The organism is Rhizobium sp. NXC14 (assembly GCF_002117485.1).
In the GTDB taxonomy this organism is placed as follows: domain Bacteria; phylum Pseudomonadota; class Alphaproteobacteria; order Rhizobiales; family Rhizobiaceae; genus Rhizobium.
Genome location: NZ_CP021030.1, coordinates 1,281,513 through 1,301,862, shown reverse-complemented (window position 1 = coordinate 1,301,862; position 20,350 = coordinate 1,281,513). Strand labels below are relative to the sequence as shown.

At 62.8% G+C, this 20,350-nt stretch carries 20 protein-coding genes and 1 pseudogene; 10 read left to right on the top strand and 11 right to left on the bottom strand.

The features are described 5' to 3' along the window. Window positions 1-24: 24 nt before the first annotated feature. A complete protein-coding gene (locus NXC14_RS06435; RefSeq protein WP_085777458.1) occupies window positions 25-549 on the top strand; it encodes a DUF1697 domain-containing protein in 525 nt (174 codons plus the stop codon). 85 nt (window positions 550-634) lie between these two features. On the opposite strand, the gene NXC14_RS06430 is transcribed toward NXC14_RS06435, so the two are convergent. Next, the gene (locus NXC14_RS06430) at window positions 635-2,080 is read right to left on the bottom strand and encodes an MFS transporter (RefSeq protein ID WP_085777457.1); all 1,446 of its coding nucleotides are present in this window, start codon (window positions 2,078-2,080) and stop codon (window positions 635-637) included. A 260-nt stretch (window positions 2,081-2,340) separates the two neighbouring features. Here NXC14_RS06430 and NXC14_RS06425 point away from each other — a divergent pair, with 260 nt between their 5' ends. Then, window positions 2,341-3,843: a protein adenylyltransferase SelO gene (locus tag NXC14_RS06425; RefSeq protein ID WP_085777456.1), complete on the top strand. Its 1,503-nt coding sequence runs from the start codon at window positions 2,341-2,343 to the stop codon at window positions 3,841-3,843. A 140-nt stretch (window positions 3,844-3,983) separates the two neighbouring features. After that, window positions 3,984-6,323 carry a glucose/quinate/shikimate family membrane-bound PQQ-dependent dehydrogenase gene (locus tag NXC14_RS06420; RefSeq protein WP_085777455.1) on the top strand — a complete coding sequence of 780 codons (2,340 nt, stop codon included), beginning with the start codon at window positions 3,984-3,986 and terminating at the stop codon, window positions 6,321-6,323. A gap of 309 nt (window positions 6,324-6,632) precedes the next feature. Here NXC14_RS06420 and NXC14_RS06415 read toward each other — a convergent pair. Further along, window positions 6,633-8,638: pseudogene (locus NXC14_RS06415) on the bottom strand (BTAD domain-containing putative transcriptional regulator). Window positions 8,639-8,812: 174 nt separating this feature from the next. Here NXC14_RS06415 and NXC14_RS06410 point away from each other — a divergent pair. Continuing rightward, complete coding sequence (locus NXC14_RS06410; protein ID WP_085777454.1) at window positions 8,813-9,052, top strand: DUF1127 domain-containing protein; 240 nt, start codon at window positions 8,813-8,815, stop codon at window positions 9,050-9,052. Window positions 9,053-9,080: 28 nt separating this feature from the next. On the opposite strand, the gene bla is transcribed toward NXC14_RS06410, so the two are convergent. From bla to dmeR, 3 genes are all read right to left on the bottom strand, one after another. Further along, the gene (gene bla, locus NXC14_RS06405; RefSeq protein WP_085777453.1) at window positions 9,081-9,986 is read right to left on the bottom strand and encodes a class A beta-lactamase; all 906 of its coding nucleotides are present in this window, start codon (window positions 9,984-9,986) and stop codon (window positions 9,081-9,083) included. A 150-nt stretch (window positions 9,987-10,136) separates the two neighbouring features. Then, window positions 10,137-11,144, bottom strand: coding sequence for a CDF family Co(II)/Ni(II) efflux transporter DmeF (gene dmeF, locus NXC14_RS06400; protein ID WP_085777452.1), 1,008 nt, complete (start codon window positions 11,142-11,144; stop codon window positions 10,137-10,139). Window positions 11,145-11,163: 19 nt separating this feature from the next. Further along, window positions 11,164-11,436, bottom strand: coding sequence for a Ni(II)/Co(II)-sensing transcriptional repressor DmeR (gene dmeR, locus NXC14_RS06395; protein WP_085777451.1), 273 nt, complete (start codon window positions 11,434-11,436; stop codon window positions 11,164-11,166). Window positions 11,437-11,713: 277 nt separating this feature from the next. Between dmeR and NXC14_RS06390 the strand changes: the two genes are divergently transcribed. Beyond that, the gene (locus NXC14_RS06390; protein ID WP_085777450.1) at window positions 11,714-12,208 is read left to right on the top strand and encodes a GNAT family N-acetyltransferase; all 495 of its coding nucleotides are present in this window, start codon (window positions 11,714-11,716) and stop codon (window positions 12,206-12,208) included. A 41-nt stretch (window positions 12,209-12,249) separates the two neighbouring features. Then, entirely contained in the window at window positions 12,250-12,879 is a 630-nt protein-coding gene (locus NXC14_RS06385) for a glutathione S-transferase (RefSeq protein WP_085777449.1), read from the top strand. A 48-nt stretch (window positions 12,880-12,927) separates the two neighbouring features. Here NXC14_RS06385 and NXC14_RS06380 read toward each other — a convergent pair whose 3' ends face one another. The 3 genes from NXC14_RS06380 to NXC14_RS06370 form a co-directional block, all read right to left on the bottom strand. Beyond that, window positions 12,928-13,842 (bottom strand): cytochrome c, encoded by a 915-nt coding sequence (locus NXC14_RS06380; RefSeq protein ID WP_085777448.1) that lies wholly within the window; start codon window positions 13,840-13,842, stop codon window positions 12,928-12,930. Window positions 13,843-13,928: 86 nt separating this feature from the next. Then, window positions 13,929-14,369 carry a cytochrome c gene (locus tag NXC14_RS06375; protein WP_085777447.1) on the bottom strand — a complete coding sequence of 147 codons (441 nt, stop codon included), beginning with the start codon at window positions 14,367-14,369 and terminating at the stop codon, window positions 13,929-13,931. Between the two features lie 129 nt (window positions 14,370-14,498). Beyond that, the gene (locus NXC14_RS06370) at window positions 14,499-15,134 is read right to left on the bottom strand and encodes a LysE family translocator (RefSeq protein ID WP_085780009.1); all 636 of its coding nucleotides are present in this window, start codon (window positions 15,132-15,134) and stop codon (window positions 14,499-14,501) included. A gap of 129 nt (window positions 15,135-15,263) precedes the next feature. Here NXC14_RS06370 and NXC14_RS06365 point away from each other — a divergent pair, with 129 nt between their 5' ends. Beyond that, window positions 15,264-15,956, top strand: a complete 693-nt coding sequence (locus NXC14_RS06365) for a YafY family protein (protein ID WP_085777446.1) — start codon at window positions 15,264-15,266, stop codon at window positions 15,954-15,956. Window positions 15,957-16,211: 255 nt separating this feature from the next. Here NXC14_RS06365 and NXC14_RS06360 read toward each other — a convergent pair whose 3' ends face one another. Both NXC14_RS06360 and NXC14_RS06355 read right to left on the bottom strand, forming a co-directional pair. Then, on the bottom strand, window positions 16,212-17,057 hold the full coding sequence (locus NXC14_RS06360) for a metallophosphoesterase (protein ID WP_085777445.1): 846 nt from the start codon (window positions 17,055-17,057) through the stop codon (window positions 16,212-16,214). 102 nt (window positions 17,058-17,159) lie between these two features. Continuing rightward, window positions 17,160-17,762, bottom strand: coding sequence for a superoxide dismutase (locus NXC14_RS06355; RefSeq protein WP_085777444.1), 603 nt, complete (start codon window positions 17,760-17,762; stop codon window positions 17,160-17,162). A 210-nt stretch (window positions 17,763-17,972) separates the two neighbouring features. On the opposite strand from NXC14_RS06355, the gene NXC14_RS06350 reads away from it, so the two are divergent. From NXC14_RS06350 to NXC14_RS06340, 3 genes are all read left to right on the top strand, one after another. Continuing rightward, on the top strand, window positions 17,973-18,299 hold the full coding sequence (locus NXC14_RS06350) for a hypothetical protein (protein WP_085780008.1): 327 nt from the start codon (window positions 17,973-17,975) through the stop codon (window positions 18,297-18,299). Between the two features lie 197 nt (window positions 18,300-18,496). Continuing rightward, window positions 18,497-19,150, top strand: a complete 654-nt coding sequence (locus NXC14_RS06345; RefSeq protein WP_085777443.1) for a class I SAM-dependent methyltransferase — start codon at window positions 18,497-18,499, stop codon at window positions 19,148-19,150. Between the two features lie 59 nt (window positions 19,151-19,209). Continuing rightward, window positions 19,210-19,941: a sulfite exporter TauE/SafE family protein gene (locus NXC14_RS06340; RefSeq protein WP_085777442.1), complete on the top strand. Its 732-nt coding sequence runs from the start codon at window positions 19,210-19,212 to the stop codon at window positions 19,939-19,941. Window positions 19,942-19,956: 15 nt separating this feature from the next. Here NXC14_RS06340 and NXC14_RS06335 read toward each other — a convergent pair whose 3' ends face one another. Then, the gene (locus tag NXC14_RS06335; protein WP_085777441.1) at window positions 19,957-20,298 is read right to left on the bottom strand and encodes a nuclear transport factor 2 family protein; all 342 of its coding nucleotides are present in this window, start codon (window positions 20,296-20,298) and stop codon (window positions 19,957-19,959) included. Between the last annotated feature and the right edge of the window lie 52 nt (window positions 20,299-20,350).

Below are 20,350 nucleotides of genomic sequence, written 5' to 3'. Positions count from 1 at the left end.
GGCACAAGATCGAGCGAGAGAGAAATGCCAGTCTACATCGCCCTCCTCCGCGCGATAAACGTCGGCGGCACCGGCTCGCTGCCGATGGCTGAACTCAAGGTGATCTGCGAAGGCGTCGGCTTTACCGACGTGAAAACCTACATCCAGAGCGGCAATGTGCTTTTCCGCTCTGACGAGACTGAGAAGGCGGTCGCGGAAAAACTCGACGCCGCGCTCGGACAAAAGATGGGCAAGCGGCCGGGCGTGATGGTGCGCAGCCGGAAAGAGCTCGAGGCGATTGCCGCCAACGCGCCCTTTGTCGATGCCAAGCCGAATTTCCTGCTCGTCACCTTCCTGTCCGAAAAGGCGTCCGGCGATGCGCTCGATAAAATGGTGGCGCCCGATGGCGAGGAGGCGAAGCTCGCCGGCCGGGAGATCTACGTGTACTACCCCAACGGGTCCGGCCGCTCGAAGCTGAAGCTGCCTGCGCTTAAATCAGGCACCTCGCGCAATCTCAATACCGTGCGCAAGCTTGCGGAAATGGCCGCTGACATGGAGGACAAGATCTGAGAACAAGGATTAAGAACGGCTGCGTCGCGCAGAATTTGATTCAGGCGAAGCGCCTCAAGTGCTTGTTTTCATGGCGCCGCTTTTCTCAAGAAGCATCTTTGGCCCGCTTGGCCTTATAGCCGCTGATCTCCTCGCCAGCGGTCGGCGAAAAACGCAGGTTCCAGACGGTCGCGGTGATCGAGATGATGGTGACGACGATGAAGGCGGTCGAGAAATCGCCGAGATCAGGCGTTTCGCTGCCTGAGAAAGCCATGGAGCCGTGCAGCGCCAGGGCCCCGATGCAGATGCCGAGCGACAGCATCAGCTGCTGAAAAGTGGTGTAAAAACTGGTGGCCGAGCTCATCCGCTCCTTGTCGATCTCGTCATAGGCGATGGTGTTGTAGGCGGTGAACTGGAACGACAGGAAGAAGGCGCTGAGCACCAGAACGACGAAGATGAGCGGCATCGGCCAGTCCGGCCGGAAGGCGGCGCAGAGGGCATAGCCGGCCGTGCCGAGGATGCCGTTGAGGACGAGGCTGCGGCGGAAGCCGAGCCGGCTGAAGACGAACCGCGCCATCGGCTTCATGGCGAGCGCGCCGAGCGCGGTTGATATGACGATCTGACCGGCCGCGGCGGCGGAAAGGCCGAAGCCTATCTGGAACAGCAGCGGCAGCAGGAAAGGCTGGGCGCCCTGGGTGATGCGCGTCAGCGAACCGGCAATGACCGAGGTGCCGAAGCTCGACACCTTCATCAGCGAAAAATCCATGATCGGCGACGGATGCCTGCGGGCATGCCTCAAATAGCCGATGCCGAAGAGCAGGCCGACTGATATCAGGAAGATCGAAAAGGCGCCCTCGCCTTCATGACTCGACATTTCGAAGCCGAAGAGCAGCGAGCCGAGCGAAATGCCAGAGAGGATGAAGCCGATCGTATCGAAGGGGCCGGCCGCCTTGCCCTTGACCTCGTCGATATAGATCGAGACGAAGATCATGCCGATAATGCCGATCGGCACGTTGATGTAGAAGATCCAGCGCCAGTCGAGATAGGTGACGATGAAGCCGCCGAGCGGCGGACCGACGATCGGGCCGATCAACGCCGGCACCAGCAGCCAGGACATGGCGCTGACCATATCCTTGCGGGCGACGCTGCGCATCAGCACCAGACGGCCGACCGGCATCATCATGGCGCCACCCATTCCTTGCAGCAGCCGCGCCAGCACCAGGAAGGGCAGCGTCGGGGCCAGCGCGCAGAGGACGGAGCCGATGACGAAGACGGCGATCGCCGCCCTGAACACTGTGCGCGAACCGAAGCTGTCGGCCATGCGGCCGCTCGCCGGAATGAAGATCGCCAGGCTGAGGAGATAGGAGGTCAGTGAGATCGACATGGCCGGCGCGCTGACGGCGAAATCGCGCGCCATGGTGGGCAGCGCGGTCGCCAGCACGGTCGCGTCGATATTTTCCATCAGCATCGCACTCGCGACGATCATCGCGATCACCCGAAAATTGGGCGCGGCGCGCCGAACCATCGGCGCCTGATAAATCTGATCCGACATCGTCCGGAATCACTCACGGTGGCGCGGCGGAGCAGAGGAAGCAGCAAGGCCGCGGGGATGACATGGCACAAGGCCAAGGGGAGACGATCTGCTATACGCCCGAGATCATGGCGGGGCTATGGCCTTTCTGGCAAAGCAGCTTTGACGAGAGGTAAAAGCAGATCACGATTCCTTGCATCGGCATGATCTGCGTGACGGCCGACCGACCGGGCGCGCAAGACCGGCTTGCGCGCGGGCCAGCCCGGTCCTACCTATGAACAATGACCTCGACCCCGCAGAAAATCCGGTCCGGTGCGGCCTTTCCGTTCGACAACAGCTATGTCGGCTTGCCCGAGCGCTTCTTTGCGCGGCAAATGCCGACGCCGGTGGCCGAGCCCCGGCTGATCAAGCTGAACGAACCGTTGGCCGCCGAGCTCGGCCTTGACGTCGAGACGCTACGCCGCGACGGCGCGGCGATCTTTTCCGGCAATCTCGTTCCCGAAGGGGCCGAACCGCTGGCGATGGCCTATGCCGGGCATCAGTTCGGCGGCTTCTCGCCGCAGCTCGGCGACGGCCGGGCGATCCTGCTCGGCGAGGTGGTCGACCGCAGCGGCAAGCGTTTCGATATCCAGCTGAAGGGCGCCGGGCCGACACCTTTTTCGCGCCGCGGCGACGGCCGGGCGGCAATCGGGCCGGTGCTCAGAGAATATATCATCAGCGAGGCGATGTTCGCGCTTGGCATTCCCGCCACACGGGCGCTGGCGGCCGTGACAACGGGCGAACCGGTCTATCGCGAAGAGGTGCTGCCAGGCGCGGTCTTCACCCGGGTGGCGGCGAGCCATATCCGTGTCGGCACTTTCCAGTATTTCGCCGCAAGGGGCGACACAGACGGCGTGCGGGCGCTCGCCGATTATGTAGTCGACCGCCACTATCCCGAACTGAAGGCTGCCGAAGAACCCCATCTCGCGCTGTTTTCGGCAATCGCGGAGCGCCAGGCGGCGCTGATCGCCCGCTGGCTGCATGTCGGCTTCATCCATGGCGTGATGAATACGGATAACATGACGGTATCTGGCGAGACGATCGACTTCGGCCCTTGCGCCTTCATGGATGTCTATAACCCGGCGACCGTCTTTTCGTCGATCGACCAGCATGGCCGTTATGCCTATGCCAATCAGCCGTCCATCGGCCAGTGGAACCTTGCCCGGCTCGGCGAAACGCTGCTGCCGCTGATCGGCCCCGAGCCGGACGACGCGGTCGACAAGGCCAATGCCATCATCCGCGCCTATGGCGAGCGGTTCCAAGCCGAGTGGCTTGCCGGCATGCGAAGAAAAGTCGGCATTGCCGGCGAAGAAGATGGCGATCTCGAGCTTGTCCAGGCGCTGCTATCGCTGATGCAGGCACAGGGCGGCGATTTCACCCTGACGTTCCGGCGGCTCGCCGATCTGGCCGGCAACGACGGCGCAGAGCCCGCCTTTGCCGGGGGCTTCCGGGAACCGGAAGCCTGCACCCCCTGGCTCACGCGGTGGCGCGAGAGATTATCGCGCGATCCGCAGACAGCGGCCCAACGCGCCAGCGCCATGCGCCGCGTCAACCCAGCCTTCATCCCCCGCAACCACCGGGTCGAACAGGCGATCGAGGCTGCGGTCGAACACGGCGATTTCTCGCTGTTCGAGGCGCTGCTCACCGTGCTGTCGAAGCCGTACGAAGACCGGCCGGAATTTGCCGCTTATATGGAACCGCCGAAGCCGGAGGAACGAGTGCTGCAGACTTTCTGCGGGACCTAAGCGGCTTCAATACAACCGTACCGTGACATCCACCTGCGGCAAATGCAGCCGTTGAAAGGCATCTCCCTCGCTCTATCTGCCTGACCGGCGGACCTTTTCCGCTGATCCCCCACCGGCTAACCCACGCGGGAGACAGCCTTATGGCGCTCGTCATCACCTCCATTCTCTTCATCATCATCGGGGTTGCGCTCGGCGGCGGCGGGCTCTGGCTCATCTCGCTCGGCGGCAGCATTTTCTATCTGTTTGCCGGCCTGATGTTCCTCATCACCGCAGCGCTGCTGCTGATGCGCAAGGCGGTTGCGCTCTGGGTCTATGCGGTGCTCGTGGTCGCCGCACTCGCCTGGGCGATCTGGGAGGTGGGATTCGACTGGTGGCAGCTCGGCCCGCGCGGCGGCGTCATCATCCTGCTCGGCCTCTGGCTGCTGACGCCCTGGATCCGTCGGCCGCTCGGCTTTCGCAGCCCGACCGGCATTGTCTACGGCGCTAATCCCTGGCCGCTCGCCGTGCCGGTCATTCTCGCTATCCTCGTCGCCGTCTATTCGATGACGACGGATCCGCATGATCTGGCCGGTGATCTGCCGAAGGATGCGGTCGCCGCCAATCCAGCCTTCGGCGGCAGCGTGCCGGACGGCGAATGGCACCAATATGGCCGCACGCCGTTCGGCCAGCGCTATTCGCCGCTCGACCAGATCAATGTCGCGAATGTCTCCACCCTGAAGGAAGCCTGGCGGTACCAGACCGGCGACGTCAAGCGGCCGGAGGATATCAGCGAGACAACCTATCAGGTGACGCCGCTGAAGGTGAAGGACACGCTCTATCTCTGCACGCCGCATAACTGGGCGATCGCACTCGACGCCAAGACCGGCAAGGAGAAATGGAAATACGACTCGAACTCGGGCATGAATCCCAACCGGCAGCACCAGACCTGCCGCGGCGTCACCTATTATGCCGATCCTGATGGCGCCGCCGGCGAGCCCTGCGCCGAGCGCGTCTACCTGCCGACCTCAGACGCCCGGCTGATCGCCCTCGACGCGGCGGACGGCAAGGTCTGCACCAGTTTTGCCGATCAGGGCGTGCTGCATCTGGAAACCGGCATGCGCTTCAATCCGGCCGGCTATTATTATTCCACCTCGCCGCCGGTCGCGGTGGCCGGCGAGATCATCATCGGCGGGGCGGTCAACGACAATTATTCGACCGAGGAGCAATCCGGCGTCATCCGCGCCTTCGACATCAAGACCGGCGCACTGATCTGGAACTGGGATTCCGGCAATCCCGACGTGACGACGCCGATCGCCGACGGCCAGACCTACACGACCAACTCGCCGAACAGCTGGTCGGTCTTCAGCGTCGATGAGGCGCTCGGCATGGTCTACATCCCGCTCGGTAACCAGGTGCCCGATCAGATCGGCATCGGCCGCAGCGACAATGTCGAGAAATTCTCTTCTTCGATCGTCGCGCTCGATATCGCCAGCGGCCAGCTGCGCTGGGTGCGCCAGACGGTGCATCATGACCTCTGGGACATGGACGTGCCGGCCCAGCCGGCGCTCATCGATCTGACCAAGCCTGACGGCAGCGTGGTTCCCGCCCTCGTCGGCCCGACCAAGCAGGGCGATCTCTATGTGCTCGACCGGCGCAGCGGCGAGCCGATCATCCCGACCAAGGAGATTCCGGCGCCCGGCGGCGCAGTCTCGGGCGATCATACGTCGCCGACGCAGCCGATCTCCGACCTCACCTTCTCGCCCGAGCCGCTTCGGGAAAAGGACATGTGGGGCGTGTCGCTGTTCGACCAGCTCCTCTGCCGCATCGACTTTCACCGCTACCGCTATGAGGGCCGCTACACGCCGCCGTCGCTGAAAGGCACGATCGTCTATCCCGGCAATTTCGGCACCTTCAACTGGGGTTCGGTGGCTGTGGATCCGGAGCGGCAGATCATGTTCGGCATGCCGACCTATCTCGCCTTCACCTCGCGCCTGGTGCCGGCCGCCGACATTCCGCCGCGAGGACAGGACGAGAAGGGCAGCGAACAGGGGCTCAACCGCAATGACGGCGCACCCTACGGCGTCTTCATGGGTCCCTTCCTCGGACCGCTGCAGATCCCCTGCCAGGCGCCGCCATGGGGCTATGTCGCCGGCGTCGACCTGCGCACCGGCAAGATCGCCTATATGCACAAGAACGGCACCGTGCACGACATGACGCCGCTGCCGCTGCCTTTCAAGGTGGGCGTGCCCGGCATCGGCGGGCCGATGCTGACCAAAGGCGGAGTCGCCTTCCTCGGCGCGGCGGTCGACAACTACCTGCGCGCCTATGACGTGACGAACGGGCGCGAGCTCTGGCGGGCGCGCCTTCCGGCCGGCGGCCAGGCGACGCCGATGACCTATACGACCGACGACAACAAGCAATATGTCGTCATGGTCGCCGGCGGCCACGGCTCGGTCGGCACCACGCCCGGCGATTACGTGATCGCGTATACGCTACCGTGATGGGAAATCTTCTCGCGAGCTCCATGCGGCCGCCGCATGAGCCCCACGGAAAGTGGAGCGTTTCGATCACCCGCGTTTCCCTCACATTCCGTCATCGGCGGGCCTGACCCGGCGATCCATGCTGCGGGCGCCGACTGGAGAGCTGACGTCCGGCGAAACCCACCCTGAAGTCAGGTGCATGGATGCTCGGGTCAAGCAAAAAGCGGATGCCGGGAGCCTCTATCGCCGGCCTCGGCGACATAGACGGCGGCACGACGGGCACCAGCGGAGCGGAAAGCGAATGGGGCAGAGGTCTCGTTCGCCGCATGCCTACTCCGGCAACCCCGCCATACGAAGCGCCTCTATATAGCGATTGCGGTCATCCGGTCGCCGGAACGGTGGGAGAATATCGGCGAGGTTCGAAAGCCGAAGCGCCGGATCCAGCAAGCGCAGGCGCGCAATCGTTTCCCCTGCTTCCGCTTTCCGCCCGGCCATGGCTTGGCCCGCCGCCATCACCCGCATCGCGCTGGGGTAATTCGGCTGATGGCGCAACGATTTTGCGGCCCAGACGGCGGCGTCCTCGTAACGGCCGGCGCAGAAGTGAGCCAGGCCGGTATTGAACTGCCAGGCAAACAGGCGCGGATCCACGGGGCTCAGCCTCATGGCGAGGGCAGCATGTTCGACGGCCTTGTCCGGCTCGCCCAGGCAGGCTCGCACCCAACTGCTGACGCCCAGGGCAACGGCCAGGTACGGGTTGAGGAAGAGCGCGCGATCGATGCAAGCCGCGCTGTCATCGAGGTCGCCGCCGACATAACCGAGCACATATCCGCCATAGGCGAGCGCGACTGCATCGTCCCAGCCGAGTTCGACGGCTCTTCTCGCCAGTTGGGTCGCCTCGGCAATTTCGTTGGCCGGATCGATCATCCAGCCATTGCTCTTGCGGGTCGCGTAGCATCGCGCCGCCCGGGCGTGGGCGATGGCAAAATCCGGATCGCGCTCGATTGCCTTCATGAATAGCCGCAGAGCCTCGTCGACGACTGATCTGTTGGTCACCGTCCGATCGAAGGCCGCCAGCCCGCGGAGATAATAGTCATAGGCGTCGAGGCTCTCGGTCGGCTTGCGTTTGGCCCGCTCGATCTCCGCCTCTTCCACTTTCGGCGTTATTGCGCCGACAATGCTGGATGCGACCTGATCCTGCAGATCGAACAGGTTCGCCAAGGTTCCGTCAAAACGGTCTGCCCAGAGATGCGCGCCGGTCGAGGTGTCGATGAGTTGTCCGGCGATACGAAGCCGGTCGCCCGCGCGGCGCACGCTTCCCTCGACCACATAGTCCACGTCCAGCTCGCGCCCGACCCGCTTTATGTCGACGGCCTGCCCCTTGTAGGTGAAGCTCGAATTGCGGGCGATGACATAGAGATGACGGAACTGCGCAAGAGCGATGGTGATATCCTCCACGATGCCGTCGGCAAAATATTCCTGCTCCACATCGCCGCTCAAATTCTGAAACGGCAACACCGCAAGGGATGGCCGATCATGATGTTTCGTCGGAGCGGAGAAGACCTGCAGCTGCGGCTCGACTGCGGCCGCGGCCCGCCGATCACCGGATCGCTGCCGCGGTTGCAGCGAGGCAGCCAGGGACGACGTCTCCGCTTCGGGTTCGACATCCAGATGCTTCTTCAGGAGAGCTCGGCAGGTCTCGAACTGGCGCAAGGCCCTGTTCTCGTGGCCGCGGAGAGTGTGGATCCGCATCAACGCCCTGTGAGCACCCTCCGCCGTCGGGTCAGAGGCGAGAAGCCTCTCGGCAAGCCCTTCACAGGACGGTTCTTCCGCGAGCCTGGTTCCAAGAGGGCAAGGCTCAAACGCTCCACGAGCTGCAGCGCCTTGCGCTGATATGTGCTTCGGTACGGTGCGAACCACTCAGCCAATTCATCCGGAATGGACTCGCCTTCAAGCAGATCGCCGCGGTAGAGATCCGCTGCGGAGGCGAGATCTGCGCTCGCCCCCGTCCCCAGCTTCCGGTCGAAGAGCGAAATGTCGGCTTGATCGGGATCGACGAAAAGCGCCACCGTCTCCTGATCCCCTTCGATAGAGACGGTGCCGTCACTGCTCGCCGGGAACGACCGCCTGATGTCGACCAGCGCCTGCCGCAAACTATTGCGGGCCTGCTCATTACCTCGTCCCGGCCAGAAGGCTTCGGACAGCACCTCCCTGCGGAAGCCGCGGCGGCCTGCCAACGCCAGGGCAGCAAACAGCAGCGACGTCTTGCGCGTGGCGAAGCGGACTGGCCGGCCTTCTCCGGAGATGACCTCGAGACCGCCTAGCAACCTGATGCGCATAGAAAGCCCCCAGACTTTGAACCGCCGCTCGCAGAATAGCATTTGGGAAGACGGATTTAACACCGATTTAGCGGCGGCTTGTCGAAGTTTTCTTCCCGGTTCACGCTCAGCCGAACAGGCCGAAAACGCTCGTATGGCAGATTTCCACCCGCACATCACAAGTGGAGATCGGAAATGGCTCATACGGAAACACAGCCTATCGTCAGCGCGCCGACAAACCAGGTGGCTGGCCCCACGAACATCATCGCAAACCTGATCGCTGGCCTGCAGGCGTGGCGACGGGCGGTCGTGAGCCGGCAACGACTGGCCGAGCTGACACCCGATCAGCTGAGAGACATCGGTCACCCGGAGGCCAATCGGCCCGTGCTCGAAATCAAAGCGGGCCTGATCACGAATTTGATGTCGATGCGGTAATCAATTGATTCTGATGCGATTTAACACATCACACCATCTCGGTGATCATCCTGCCGACTTCGGCAAAGGTCGGGTTGAGATCCTTCACCGGCGCGGTCGCTTCGGCGATATAGACGGCAGCGACGATCGGCCCACGGTCCGGCGGCCAGATAACGGCGATGTCGCCGAGGGAGCCGTTCGGGCCGGTGCCGGTCTTGTCGCCGACCTTCCAATCGGCAGGCAGGCCGGCCCGCAGCCTTTCCTTGCCCGTGGTGCTCGCCACCAGCCAGGCGATCAGCTTGTCGCAAGAGGCCCCGGTCAACACCGAGCCGAGCGTCAGATTGCCGAGCGTATCGAGCATCGCATCCGGTGCCGTGGTGTCGCGCGGATCGTCCTTACGACCCTCGTTCAGTGTCGGTTCGGTGCGGTCGAGACGCGTGGTGCCGTCGCCGATCGAGCGCAGCCAATCGGTCAGTGCCGGCGGGCCGCCGAAACTTTCGAGCAGCAGGTTGCCGGCGGTGTTGTCGCTGACCGTTACCGCCGCCTCGCAGAGTTCGGCGATCGTCATGCCGTCGGCACCGGCGTGTTTTTCGCTGAGCGGCGAATAGTCGACGAGCTTGTCCCTGCCGTAGGTCACCCGGCGCTCGAGGCTCTCCTGCCCCTTGTCGACGCGGGCAAGGACGAAGCCTGCCGCCAGCGCCTTGAAGGTGCTGCACATCGGAAAAGCTTCGCTGCCGCGATAGCCGAAGGAAATGCTCGTCTGAGTGTCGAGCACCGAGACGCCGAGGCGTCCGCCGGTGCGCTTTTCCAGCGCGGCCAGGCGACGCTCGATATTGTCGTCGCCCTCCCCCGCAGTTTCCTGTGCATTGGCCGCAAGCGCCAGCGTGGACAGGCCCAAGGCAGGCAGGCAGAGTGCCGAGCCGATCAGCATGCGGCGAGTAAGGCTGGGGTCCATAAATTCCTCCGACGATTCGGAGAATAGAGCTAAGGACCGATTGCGGCGGCATCTCGTCCCCGCTGCAACTTGTTGTCGGCCGCTGCAACCTTGTTGTCAGCCGCTGCACCCTTGTTGAGTAGCAGCGATTTCGTCCTCCGCCCGCAGCAATCAGGCGGCGCGCGTGACCTCGACCGTCACATGCGACAATTCTTCCAGCGCCGAAAGCCTGTCCTTGTAAAAGGCCGGATCGCGCGCCTGCGAGGTGACGACCGCGACGATCGCTGCATGATGGCCGGGGCCGACCTGCCAGACATGCAGGTCGGTGATCCGATCCTCCTCTGTCTCGATCGCCTGGCGGATTTCGCCCGGCAGGGTCTCGCCTTCGGGCATGATGTCGAGAAGGACGCCGCCCGACGATTTCAGCAGGCTCCAGGACCAATTGGCGATGACCAGGCCGCCGACGATGCCCATGATGGGATCGAGCCAGAGCCAACCATAGAGGCTGCCGAGGGTGAGCGCCGCGATGGCGAGCACTGACGTGAGCGCATCGGCCATGACATGCAGATAGGCGGCGCGGATATTGTTGTCGCCGGCCTCTGCGTGATGGTGGGCATGGTCGCCGTGACCGCCATGGCCGTTGCGGTGTGCGTGGTGCCCATGCGCGTGATGGCCATGCGCGTGCGCATGATGTCCATGCGCGGCATGACCGCCGCCGGCCAGCAGCCAGGCGCTGGCGAGATTGACGGCAAGGCCGATGACCGCGACGGCGATTGCCTGGGCAAAGCCGATCGGCACCGGATTGGAGAGGCGCAGCAGGCTCTCCCAGGCCATCAGGAGGGCGATCAGGGCAAGGACAATGGCGCTGGCGAAGCCGGCGAGATCGCCGAGCTTGCCGGTGCCGAAGGTGAAGCGCGGATTGCGCGCCTGCCGGCGGGCAAAGAGATAGGCGAGCGCGGAAATTAAAAGAGCGCTGGCATGGGTTGACATATGCCAGCCATCAGCGACGAGGGCCATGGAGCCGTAGACGGTGCCGGCGGCGATTTCCGCCACCATCATCACCGCCGTCAGCGCAATCACCAGCCAGATGCGCCGCTCGTTGCGCAAATGATCGGCGCCGAGGAACACATGATCGTGTTGGAGGGCTTTCACTTCGACTTTCCCGATCCCGGCATTCATTCCCAGGGTCCTTCTCTCATCAGCGGATATAGGTTCTCAGCACTTCAGATATTTCTTCGACTGCCTCGGCCCGGGCTCTGTCGTCCTCGGCATTGAGCACGTGCTCGCGCAGGTGATCATCCAAAACCTCGCCGGTCAGCCCGGTCAGCGCGCCCCGAATGGAGGCGAGCAGTCGCAGGATTTCGCCGCAGGGGCGTTCAGCCTCGAGCGCCCGCTCGACCGCTTCCAGCTGCCCCTTCAGGCGGCTGACGCGGGCAATGAGCTTCTTCTTCTGCAGGGTGGTGTGAGACATCGCAGACCTTCGGGTAGCATAGGGGGGTATCCTATTTGGGTTCTCGGCTGGATTCAAGGCCTGAGATGTTTCAACGTCACGCGCTCACGCCATTGACAAATGCCGCGTTTGCGGCGATGGATGCTGCATGATCAAGAACGTGCACCAGAGCCGCTCGTATTTTTGGCTGTACCTGTAAAGGGCGGCCGGACAGATCATATTGTCAACAAGCCGCCGTCAGGCGGCTTTGTTGTATCGGCAGCGTCCTGACGGCAGATTATCAAAGGACGCGAAAACCATGACTGAAATCGAAGACAGCGAAATTTCACTGATGCGCCCATCGGTGGTGACGATCCGCGCCGCCAAGCCGCGCGACCTGCCCGAGCTCAACGAGATGATCGCGCTGCTTGCCGCCCATCATGGCGACGCGGCCGCGACGACGCCGGAGCAATTGGAGCGCGACCTGTTCGGCCCGCTGCCCTGGATCACCGCGCTTGTGGCAGAGACCAGCGAAGGGCTGATCGGCTATGCCATTCTCGTGCCGCTCTACAGGGCGCAGGAAGGCAAACGCGGCATGGACCTGCACCATCTCTTCGTGCGCGACGGCCATCGCGGCCACGGCACCGGTCAGCTGCTCGTCGACCGCGCCCGCGAGACGGCGCGCAATGCCGGCTGCGGTTACCTCTCCGTCAGCGCCGCTACCGGCAATGTGCTGGCGCATCGTTTCTACGAGCAGATGGATTTCACCCCGCGGCCGGTGACCGGCATGCGTTACATGCAGTCGATCGCATAACCCGCCCCGCGAGTCTAAGTCTGTGTTGATGAGGAGATTTCATGCCTGACTTCAAACTCCATTGCTTCGCTCTCTCGGGGAACGCCTACAAGGTCGCCCTCTTCTTCGCCCTTGCCGGCATCGAGTGGGAGAGCATTTTCGTCGATTATCTCGGCGGTGAAACGCGAACCGAACAATGGCGCGAAACCATCAACGAACAGGGCGAGGCGCCCGTGCTCGAACATGGGCAGACGAAGATCAGCCAATCGGGAGTTATCCTCGACTACTTGTCAGAGGTGACGGGGCAGTTCGGGGCGCAGTCAGCCGAAGAACGGCGCGAGATCATGCGTTGGATCCTTTTCGACAACCATAAATTCACAAGCTGTTACGCGACGTTGCGGTTCATCTTTGGCCTTCAGAAGAGCGGCGAGACGCCGGTCGTCGAGTTTTTGAGGCTGCGGGCCAAGGCTGCCTATGCAATTGTCGACGGCCACCTTGCCCACCGAGCCTTTATGGTCGGCAACCGGGTGACAATCGCAGACCTCTCCTTGGCTGGCTACGTCTTCATGCCGGAGGAAACCGGGATCGATCACAGAGCCTATCCGGCGATCGCAGCCTGGAAAGACCGGATCAGCAGCATGCCAGGCTGGCGCCACCCCTATGATCTGATGCCGGGTCCCACCTCGCTTTAAACAATTTGAACAAGCGTCCTCGTCCGTCCGAATGGACGCACCGCCGCTTTAACGTCCCGGCACGGCCTTGAGATAGGCGGCGATCGCCTCGCGGTCGGCAGCCGGCAGGCGGGCGATATTGTGCTGCACATCGACCATCGAACCGCCGACGGAATCGAAATCGGGCGTGAAGCCGGTTTCGAGATAGTTGGCGATATCCGCCTCGCTCCAGTTGCCGATGCTCTTCGAAGCTGGGGTGATATCGGGTATGCGCCCCTTCCCCTCCGGATTAGGCGCGCCGGCGAGCCACAGATCGGCCTGGAAGCCGCCGAGCGCGTCGCGCGGCGTGTGGCACTCGCCGCAATGGCCGGGGCCTTCGACGAGATATTGCCCGCGCTTGATCTTGTCATCGTTCTTGGCGAGCGCGACGCGCGGCTGATCGTTGAAATAGAGGAATTTCCAGCCGCCGAGCGCAAGGCGGATGTTGTAAGGAAAGGGCAATTCATGCGGGGGCGCGACGCTGGTGCTCTTCGGCAGGGTTTTCAGGAAGGCGAAGAGATCGTTGACGTCCTTGTCGCTCATGCGGGAATAGGAGCCATAGGGAAAGGACGGGTAAAGATGCTCTCCGCCCGGGGCGACGCCGCGCTTCATCGCATTGCCGAACTGGGCCAGCGTCCAGGCGCCGATGCCGGCCTTTTCATCCGGCGAAATGTTCGGCACGTGGAAGGTGCCGAAAGGGCTCTTCAGCGCCAGACCGCCCGCCAGCGTCAGCCTGGCATCGCCTTCGGAACCGGGTGCCGAATGACAGCTGACGCAGCCGCCCGCCCAGAAGACCATCTCACCGTTTGCCGGATCCGGCGCGCCGAGACCGGCCCAATGGCTCTCCGGCAGCGGATCGGGCGCGGTAACGACATAGACGGCGCCGCCGCCGAGAACGGCGACGCCGATCAGACAGAGCAGTAACCGGATGAACCTGCGGACCATGCGCCGCCTCCCCTGTTGCCGACGTGACCCGCCGTCGATCGCAAATCAGGCGATCCGCGCCGGCGGAAATTGCTCAGGCCGGCTTATCATTCCTTAATACGATAGGCCTTGTGACAGCCGCCGCAATTGGCGCCGAGCGTATTGAGCGCGGCACCGACACCGGCGGCATCGGCCGGGAGCTGAGCGAGGGCGGTTTCCGCGTCGGTCGAGAGCTTTGCGGCGCGCGCCTTGAAGTCGTCCATGTTTTCCCAGACCTTCGGGCTGACCTCGGGATCATTCATATCGCTGCCCGGCTTGAACTGATCGGGGAAAACCTTGGCGGTGGCGGCGATCGTCGTCAGCGCCGACCTTACCGTCTCGGCATCATAGGGCTTCTCGCCCTTGGCGATGGCGGCCATCGCGCCCGCCGAACCGCCGATCTTCTTCATCAACGCAATGCGCGAATCATGGGTGCCATCGGCGGCGGTCACCGAACCGAAGGCGATGGCGGCGATCGCTGCGGCGGCAGCTACTGCTTTCCAATTCATATTTCCTCTCCGTTTTCTTGAGGCCAGGGCGGCCGCTGGCCAATCTGCACCGGGAGCATGACAAAATCCATGCGTCCAGGCAGTCACGTTTTGCCGGAGGGTCATAAAAACAATGTGATAACCGGCGGCTCAGGCGGTTTTCCAGCCTTGCCAGAGGCTGAAGGCGGAGACCGCAACCAAAAGCAGTCCGGCGCAGCGGCCGACAAAGGCCGTGGCGTCGGGATTTGCCACCAGCAGATCGCGGCTGCGGCCTGCCGTCATCGCCAGCGCTCCGTAAACGGCAAACTGGGTGACGACGGTCATGGCGCCCATGATCAGCCCCTGCAGCCAGATCGGGCCATATTCAGGCTTGAGAAACTGCGGGTAGACGGCGAACATGAAAATATAGGCCTTGGGATTGACGAGACAGGTTACGGCGCCCTGGCGGAAGGCGCGCCAGCCGGAGCGCGCCGTCGCCGGTCCGACCGCCTCGACGGTGATCGAACTGCGCATCAGCGAAACGCCAATCCAGATCATATAGGCGACGCCAGCAAAGAGCAGCAGGTTGAAGAGCTGCGGCAGCATGGTGACGAGCACGCCGACGCCGGCCGCGCCATAGGCCGAATGCACGGCACCGCCCGCCATGATGCCGCCGGTTGCCGCCAGCCCGCGCCTGATACCGCCGGTCAGCGCGTTGGCAAGCACGAAGAGCATGTCCATGCCCGGCACGATGATGATGCCGAAGAGAAGGGTAAAGAAGAGCCAGAGGTTTTCATGGTAATTCATGTCAGTTGCCACCTTCAGTTCCACGGGCCATTTTCAAAAGACCCCGATTGATTTCAATCCGATAGGCGGCTCTATACGCAAACCCAACTGACAGTGTATTGTCAGGAGCGTGAGAAATGGAGAGGCAAAATGCGCAAGGCCTCGCGGCTTTTCGAGATCATTCAGATCCTGAGGCTCGCCAGAAAACCGATGACGGCCGCTGTCATGGCCGAGACGCTCGAAGTGACCGTGCGCTCGATCTATCGCGACATCGCCGCCCTCCAGGCAATGCGGGTGCCGATCGAAGGCGGTCGCGGCATCGGCTACATCATGCGGCCGGGCTTCGACCTGCCGCCCCTGATGTTCTCGATCGAGGAGATGGAGGCGATCGTTCTGTCGCTGGCGCTGCTCGAACGCACGGCCGACGAGGAGCTGAAGCAGGCCGCCCGCAGAGTCAACCAGAAGATATCGGGCGCCGTGCCGGCGCCGCTTCGTGAGGCGATGAACAACAAGGCGCTTTATGCCTGGGGCTCGACCGCGCAGCCGGCTGCCATCGACCTTGCGGTCGTGCGCAGGGCGATCCGCGACGAACGCAAGCTGATGCTCGCCTACCGCGACGAACTCGGCCGCGCCAGCGAACGGACGATCCAGCCGATCGCGCTGATCTATTATTCGCAGACCGCCAATATCGTCGCATGGTGCGAGTTGCGACAGGCGATCCGCAATTTCCGCAGCGACCGGGTGGAGGGTTGCGAGGAGGCCGACGATTTCTTCAAGGGCGACGGCGACCGGCTGCGGGATTTGTGGACGAGTGGGTGGACGGAGAAGGCTGCGGCGGTGTGAATCAGCCGCTTGGCCGATCATCGACGCTCACATGCGCGTCGACGTGCCCCCTCATCCGCCTGCCGGCACCTTCTCCCCGTAAACGGGGCGAAGGGGATATGCCGCGGCCCCTCCGTTCCTCACCAACCTCTGGTATGGCACGTCCCCTCGCCCACGGGGAGAGGGTTAGGGTGAGGGGCAGCTATTGCACTGATCTGACGGCAGAGTGGCACAAGCCTGAGCAGGATGAAAAGACCTGCCGGCCCCGGTCGCAGCCTAATAAACCAGCGTGCGGCTTTCCTCTCGGCCGAAACCGCGGATCTCGATGCGGTTGGGGTGCAGCTCGACGATGGCGAAGGCGTTCTGGTTCTCGGTGTCGACCACGCCCTTGAAGTTGACGAAGTGGCAGGCGCCGGCCTTGCCGTAATTGCCGACATGGTCGTGGCCGTTGAGATAGGCGACGACATGGGGCTGCGAGGCGAGCAGCGCGACGACGCGCTCGCTGTCCCACATGCCGTGCTCACCCGGCGGATACACCGGATAGTGGTTCATCACGATGACCTTCTCGCCGGCGGCAGCTGCGTTGGCGATCTCATCACCGAGCCAGGCGAATTGCTCGTCGCTCAACGCACCGTTCCAGTGATGGGCGTTCGCCGCCTCTTTGGCCTGCAGTTCCGCCAGCATCCGTGCGGCAAGAGCGCGATGAGGATGGTTTTCCGGCGGCGCGAAGGCGCTGACCTCGCTGCCGTCGAGGACGATGAAGCGCCACCCGTGACGGGAGAAGCTGTAATAGGGAGACGGCATGCCGAGACGAGCGACTATTTCGGACAGATGCCCCGCGGAGACGGAGAAATCGTGATTGCCGAGCAGGAAGAGCGCCTCGTGCCTCAGCTTGCCGTAGACCGGCAGGATGTCGTCGAAGCTGGCGAAGCTGCGGTCGATGACGTCGCCGAGCGTCATGACGAAGCTCAACTCCTCGCCGTTGAATATCTCGATCGCCTCGGCGACTTTGGTCAGGCTGTTGGCGTAATGGCGGTCCATGGCCGCGTGTGGGGCGACCGCCGCATATTGCGGGTCGGCGATGATGCCGAAGCGGAACAGAGGAACAGCAGAGGACGACATGGGGCGTGCTTAAGAGCGGCCGATGACAGGGCTGTGACGGCTTTATGCGAAAAGAAAACACCCGGCGTTTGCGACGCCGGGTGTCGAATTGGGCGAAGTCGCTTACTTCGTGGCTGCTTCATAGCGCTCCAGGACGTAGTCCCAGTTGATCAGGCTATCGATGAAGGCTTCGAGATACTTCGGACGCGCGTTGCGATAGTCGATGTAATAGGAGTGTTCCCAGACGTCGACGCCGAGGATCGGGGTGGCGCCGTGAACGAGCGGGTTTTCGCCGTTCGGGGTCTTGGAGATTTCGAGCTTGCCGTTCTTGACGGAAACCCAGGCCCAACCGGAGCCGAACTGGGTGGCGCCGGCATTGGCGAAATCGGCCTTGAACTTGTCATAGCCGCCGAGATCGGAGGCAAAGGCCGCTTCGAGCTTGCCCGGCAGCTTGTTGCCGCCGCCGCCCTTCTTCATCCACTTCCAGAAGTGGATGTGGTTGTAGTGCTGGGCGGCGTTGTTGAAGAGGCCGGCATTGGTGCCGAAGGACTTCTTCACGACCTCTTCGAGCGAGAGATCCGAAAGGCCGGCTTCAGCGGCGAGCTTGTTGCCGTTGTCGACATAGGCCTTGTGGTGCTTGTCGTGGTGAAACTCCAGCGTTTCCTTCGACATGAAGGGGGCAAGCGCTTCGTAATCATAGGGAAGTTCAGGCAATTCGAAAGCCATGTCAGATCTCCTCTTGGCAATAGATTGCGTCCTCGGCAGGTGAGGCGGAACATAGGAGGGGAAAGGAGGAGAGGCAACCGGCGAAATATCAAAAAACACCCGGACGGAGGAAAATTTGCCTCAGTTTCAGGGCGGTATTCGAGTGTGCAAATCGGCCGCCACACCGCCGAAAACCGCCTCGTCGGCGACCGCTACCAATGGAGATCCGATATGAACAGGAATATAATCCCGCACCTCGCCATTGCCGCGCTTCCGTTTCTTGTCACTGCGGCGCATGCCTCTTCGGACGAGGCCTGGAAACAGCTCGCCGCCGAGGTGGAAGCCAAGTGCAGGAAGGCTGCGGTCGCGATCGAAAAACCCAATGCCGTCGTTGATCCCTTTGGCAGCTCGCGTTACGGGCTGGCCCTGGTGACGGGAAAGCCGAAGGGGGCAAAGGGGTTCGTCGTTCAGATCTGCGTCTATGACAAGCAGGAGAAGTCGGTCGAGATCGGCAGCGAGATGGATGCCAAAGAGCTTGGGTTGACGCCAGCGAAATAGCCTCCCCCGCAGCGATTGTGACTTCAGTCACATTCCGGAGCGGAACCCGGCCCCACTCTCAGGAGTTGACGGTCTCGGTGTTTAGAGCGCCGCGCCTCTGTGAGAGGCGTGAAGGCGCTCTATGTTTGCGATAAATGCATGATCCCTTTCGAAAATCCTTTCCGATTCTCGAAGGTCACGCGCAGGGAGGTCTAGACATGTCGGAGCGTCGCGACAGGGCGGAAGATCAGCAGAAAATCTATCAGCGCTGGGCACCGGTTTATGATCGCGTCTATCGCGGCATCCTGCGCGACGGCCACCGCAAGCTGGCCGCACTTGCCGCCGCAGCCGGCACCGATATTCTTGAAATCGGCGTCGGCACCGGCCTGACGCTCGCCCACTATCCCAACCGGTGCCGGGTGACAGGCATCGACATTTCCGAACATATGATCGCGCGGGCGCGCGAAAAGGTGCGGCGCGAAAATCTTCAGCATGTGCGTGCGCTCGAGGTGATGGATGCGCATGCGTTGCGCCTTGCCGACAAATCGTTCGACGTGGTCTGCCTGCCCTTCGTCATCACCCTCATTCCCGAACCCGAGCGGGCGCTGGACGAATGTGCCCGGGTGCTGCGGCCGGGCGGCGAGATCATCCTGGCGAGCAAGCTCGGCGACGGCGCGGGTCTGCAAGGTGTGATTGAGGCGGCGGTGGCGCCGCTGGTGCGCCATATCGGCTGGTCGTCCGCCTTCCGAATCCACCGCATCGTCGCCTGGGCCGAGCGTCGCGGCGATTTTTCAACAACCGATATTCTGCCGGTTTTTCCGAACGGCTTTTTCAAGATCGTCCGGCTGAAGCAGCGCGGCTTTTCCTCCTGACACCAGAAGATTTTTCCGCATCGCCGATCCTGATGCTACCGTTCGCCTGAGGGGACCGCATGACATCGGATATCTTCTTCTTCATCGCTGTCGGCTTCTGCGCGCAGATCGTCGACGGCGCGCTCGGCATGGCCTTCGGCGTGCTGTCGACGACGAGCCTGCTGGCCTTTGGGGTGCCGGCGGCCAATGCCAGCGCCATGACGCATGTGACGGAAATGTTCACGACGGCGGCATCAGGCCTGTCGCATACCTATCATCGCAATGTCGACTGGCGGCTGGTGGCGCGTCTCGCACCGGCCGGCATGATCGGCGGCGCGATCGGCGCCACTCTGCTTGCCAATATCAACGGCAAGGTGATCGAGCCCTTCGTGTCGGCTTATCTGATCGCGATTGGGCTCCTGATCCTATACAAGGCCTTCCGACCGCAGAACAGGCGCGAGGTGCGGGACTGGGCCGTGCCGCCCGTCGGCTTTTGCGGTGGTCTGCTCGACGCGATCGGCGGCGGCGGGTGGGGTCCTGTTGTCACCAGCACGCTGATCGGGCGCGGCCATGATCTGAAACGGGTGATCGGCTCGACGAATTTCACCGAATTCGCGGTGACGCTGACGATTTCGATCACCTTCGTCGTGACGCTCGGGTGGTCTGAGCTCAATTCGGCGATCGGCCTCATCATCGGCGGCGTCATCGCCGCCCCTTTTGGCGCCATCCTCGTCAAGCGCCTGCCGGTGCGGGCGCTGATGGTGGCGGTCTCGATGGTCATCATCACGACGTCTGCGTTGCGGATCTTCTAATGCCGTTTCGGCGGGTCAGAGATTGCGGCCGAAATAGACCTCCACGGAGGCGATCCTGTCGCCGCGGAAACGAAGGCTTTCCATATTGGCGAAGCTTGCGCCATCCAGTTTTTCAGCGCGATAGCGAACAGCAGCCTCGTCGCCGTTAATCGCCAGGAATTCGATGTGGATCGCGCGGAAGAGTGGCTCCTTCGGCCAGCAGCGCTCGAAATAGGCGGCTCGATCGATATGATGGTCGCGCGGGCTGGAAAAGGTGAAATCCTCCGTCAGCATCGCGCCGGCAATATCCTTGCGGTCGGCGAGATAGGCGCTGTAGAGATCACGGACGTGGCATGTCCTCCGATTGACTGATTGCATTACGCAATCGGATCTGTCCTGGCACTTTTCGCCGAGATGATCCAGATTGCGG

Excerpts from the sequence above, each read along its gene's own strand:
- NXC14_RS06435 (WP_085777458.1), top strand. The coding sequence starts at position 25 with ATGCCAGTCTACATCGCCCTCCTCCGCGCGATAAACGTCGGCGGCACC.
- NXC14_RS06430 (WP_085777457.1), bottom strand. The coding sequence starts at position 2,080 with ATGTCGGATCAGATTTATCAGGCGCCGATGGTTCGGCGCGCCGCGCCC.
- NXC14_RS06425 (WP_085777456.1), top strand. The coding sequence starts at position 2,341 with ATGACCTCGACCCCGCAGAAAATCCGGTCCGGTGCGGCCTTTCCGTTC.
- NXC14_RS06420 (WP_085777455.1), top strand. The coding sequence starts at position 3,984 with ATGGCGCTCGTCATCACCTCCATTCTCTTCATCATCATCGGGGTTGCG.
- NXC14_RS06410 (WP_085777454.1), top strand. The coding sequence starts at position 8,813 with ATGGCTCATACGGAAACACAGCCTATCGTCAGCGCGCCGACAAACCAG.
- bla (WP_085777453.1), bottom strand. The coding sequence starts at position 9,986 with ATGGACCCCAGCCTTACTCGCCGCATGCTGATCGGCTCGGCACTCTGC.
- dmeF (WP_085777452.1), bottom strand. The coding sequence starts at position 11,144 with ATGAATGCCGGGATCGGGAAAGTCGAAGTGAAAGCCCTCCAACACGAT.
- dmeR (WP_085777451.1), bottom strand. The coding sequence starts at position 11,436 with ATGTCTCACACCACCCTGCAGAAGAAGAAGCTCATTGCCCGCGTCAGC.
- NXC14_RS06390 (WP_085777450.1), top strand. The coding sequence starts at position 11,714 with ATGACTGAAATCGAAGACAGCGAAATTTCACTGATGCGCCCATCGGTG.
- NXC14_RS06385 (WP_085777449.1), top strand. The coding sequence starts at position 12,250 with ATGCCTGACTTCAAACTCCATTGCTTCGCTCTCTCGGGGAACGCCTAC.
- NXC14_RS06380 (WP_085777448.1), bottom strand. The coding sequence starts at position 13,842 with ATGGTCCGCAGGTTCATCCGGTTACTGCTCTGTCTGATCGGCGTCGCC.
- NXC14_RS06375 (WP_085777447.1), bottom strand. The coding sequence starts at position 14,369 with ATGAATTGGAAAGCAGTAGCTGCCGCCGCAGCGATCGCCGCCATCGCC.
- NXC14_RS06370 (WP_085780009.1), bottom strand. The coding sequence starts at position 15,134 with ATGAATTACCATGAAAACCTCTGGCTCTTCTTTACCCTTCTCTTCGGC.
- NXC14_RS06365 (WP_085777446.1), top strand. The coding sequence starts at position 15,264 with ATGCGCAAGGCCTCGCGGCTTTTCGAGATCATTCAGATCCTGAGGCTC.
- NXC14_RS06360 (WP_085777445.1), bottom strand. The coding sequence starts at position 17,057 with ATGTCGTCCTCTGCTGTTCCTCTGTTCCGCTTCGGCATCATCGCCGAC.
- NXC14_RS06355 (WP_085777444.1), bottom strand. The coding sequence starts at position 17,762 with ATGGCTTTCGAATTGCCTGAACTTCCCTATGATTACGAAGCGCTTGCC.
- NXC14_RS06350 (WP_085780008.1), top strand. The coding sequence starts at position 17,973 with ATGAACAGGAATATAATCCCGCACCTCGCCATTGCCGCGCTTCCGTTT.
- NXC14_RS06345 (WP_085777443.1), top strand. The coding sequence starts at position 18,497 with ATGTCGGAGCGTCGCGACAGGGCGGAAGATCAGCAGAAAATCTATCAG.
- NXC14_RS06340 (WP_085777442.1), top strand. The coding sequence starts at position 19,210 with ATGACATCGGATATCTTCTTCTTCATCGCTGTCGGCTTCTGCGCGCAG.
- NXC14_RS06335 (WP_085777441.1), bottom strand. The coding sequence starts at position 20,298 with ATGCAATCAGTCAATCGGAGGACATGCCACGTCCGTGATCTCTACAGC.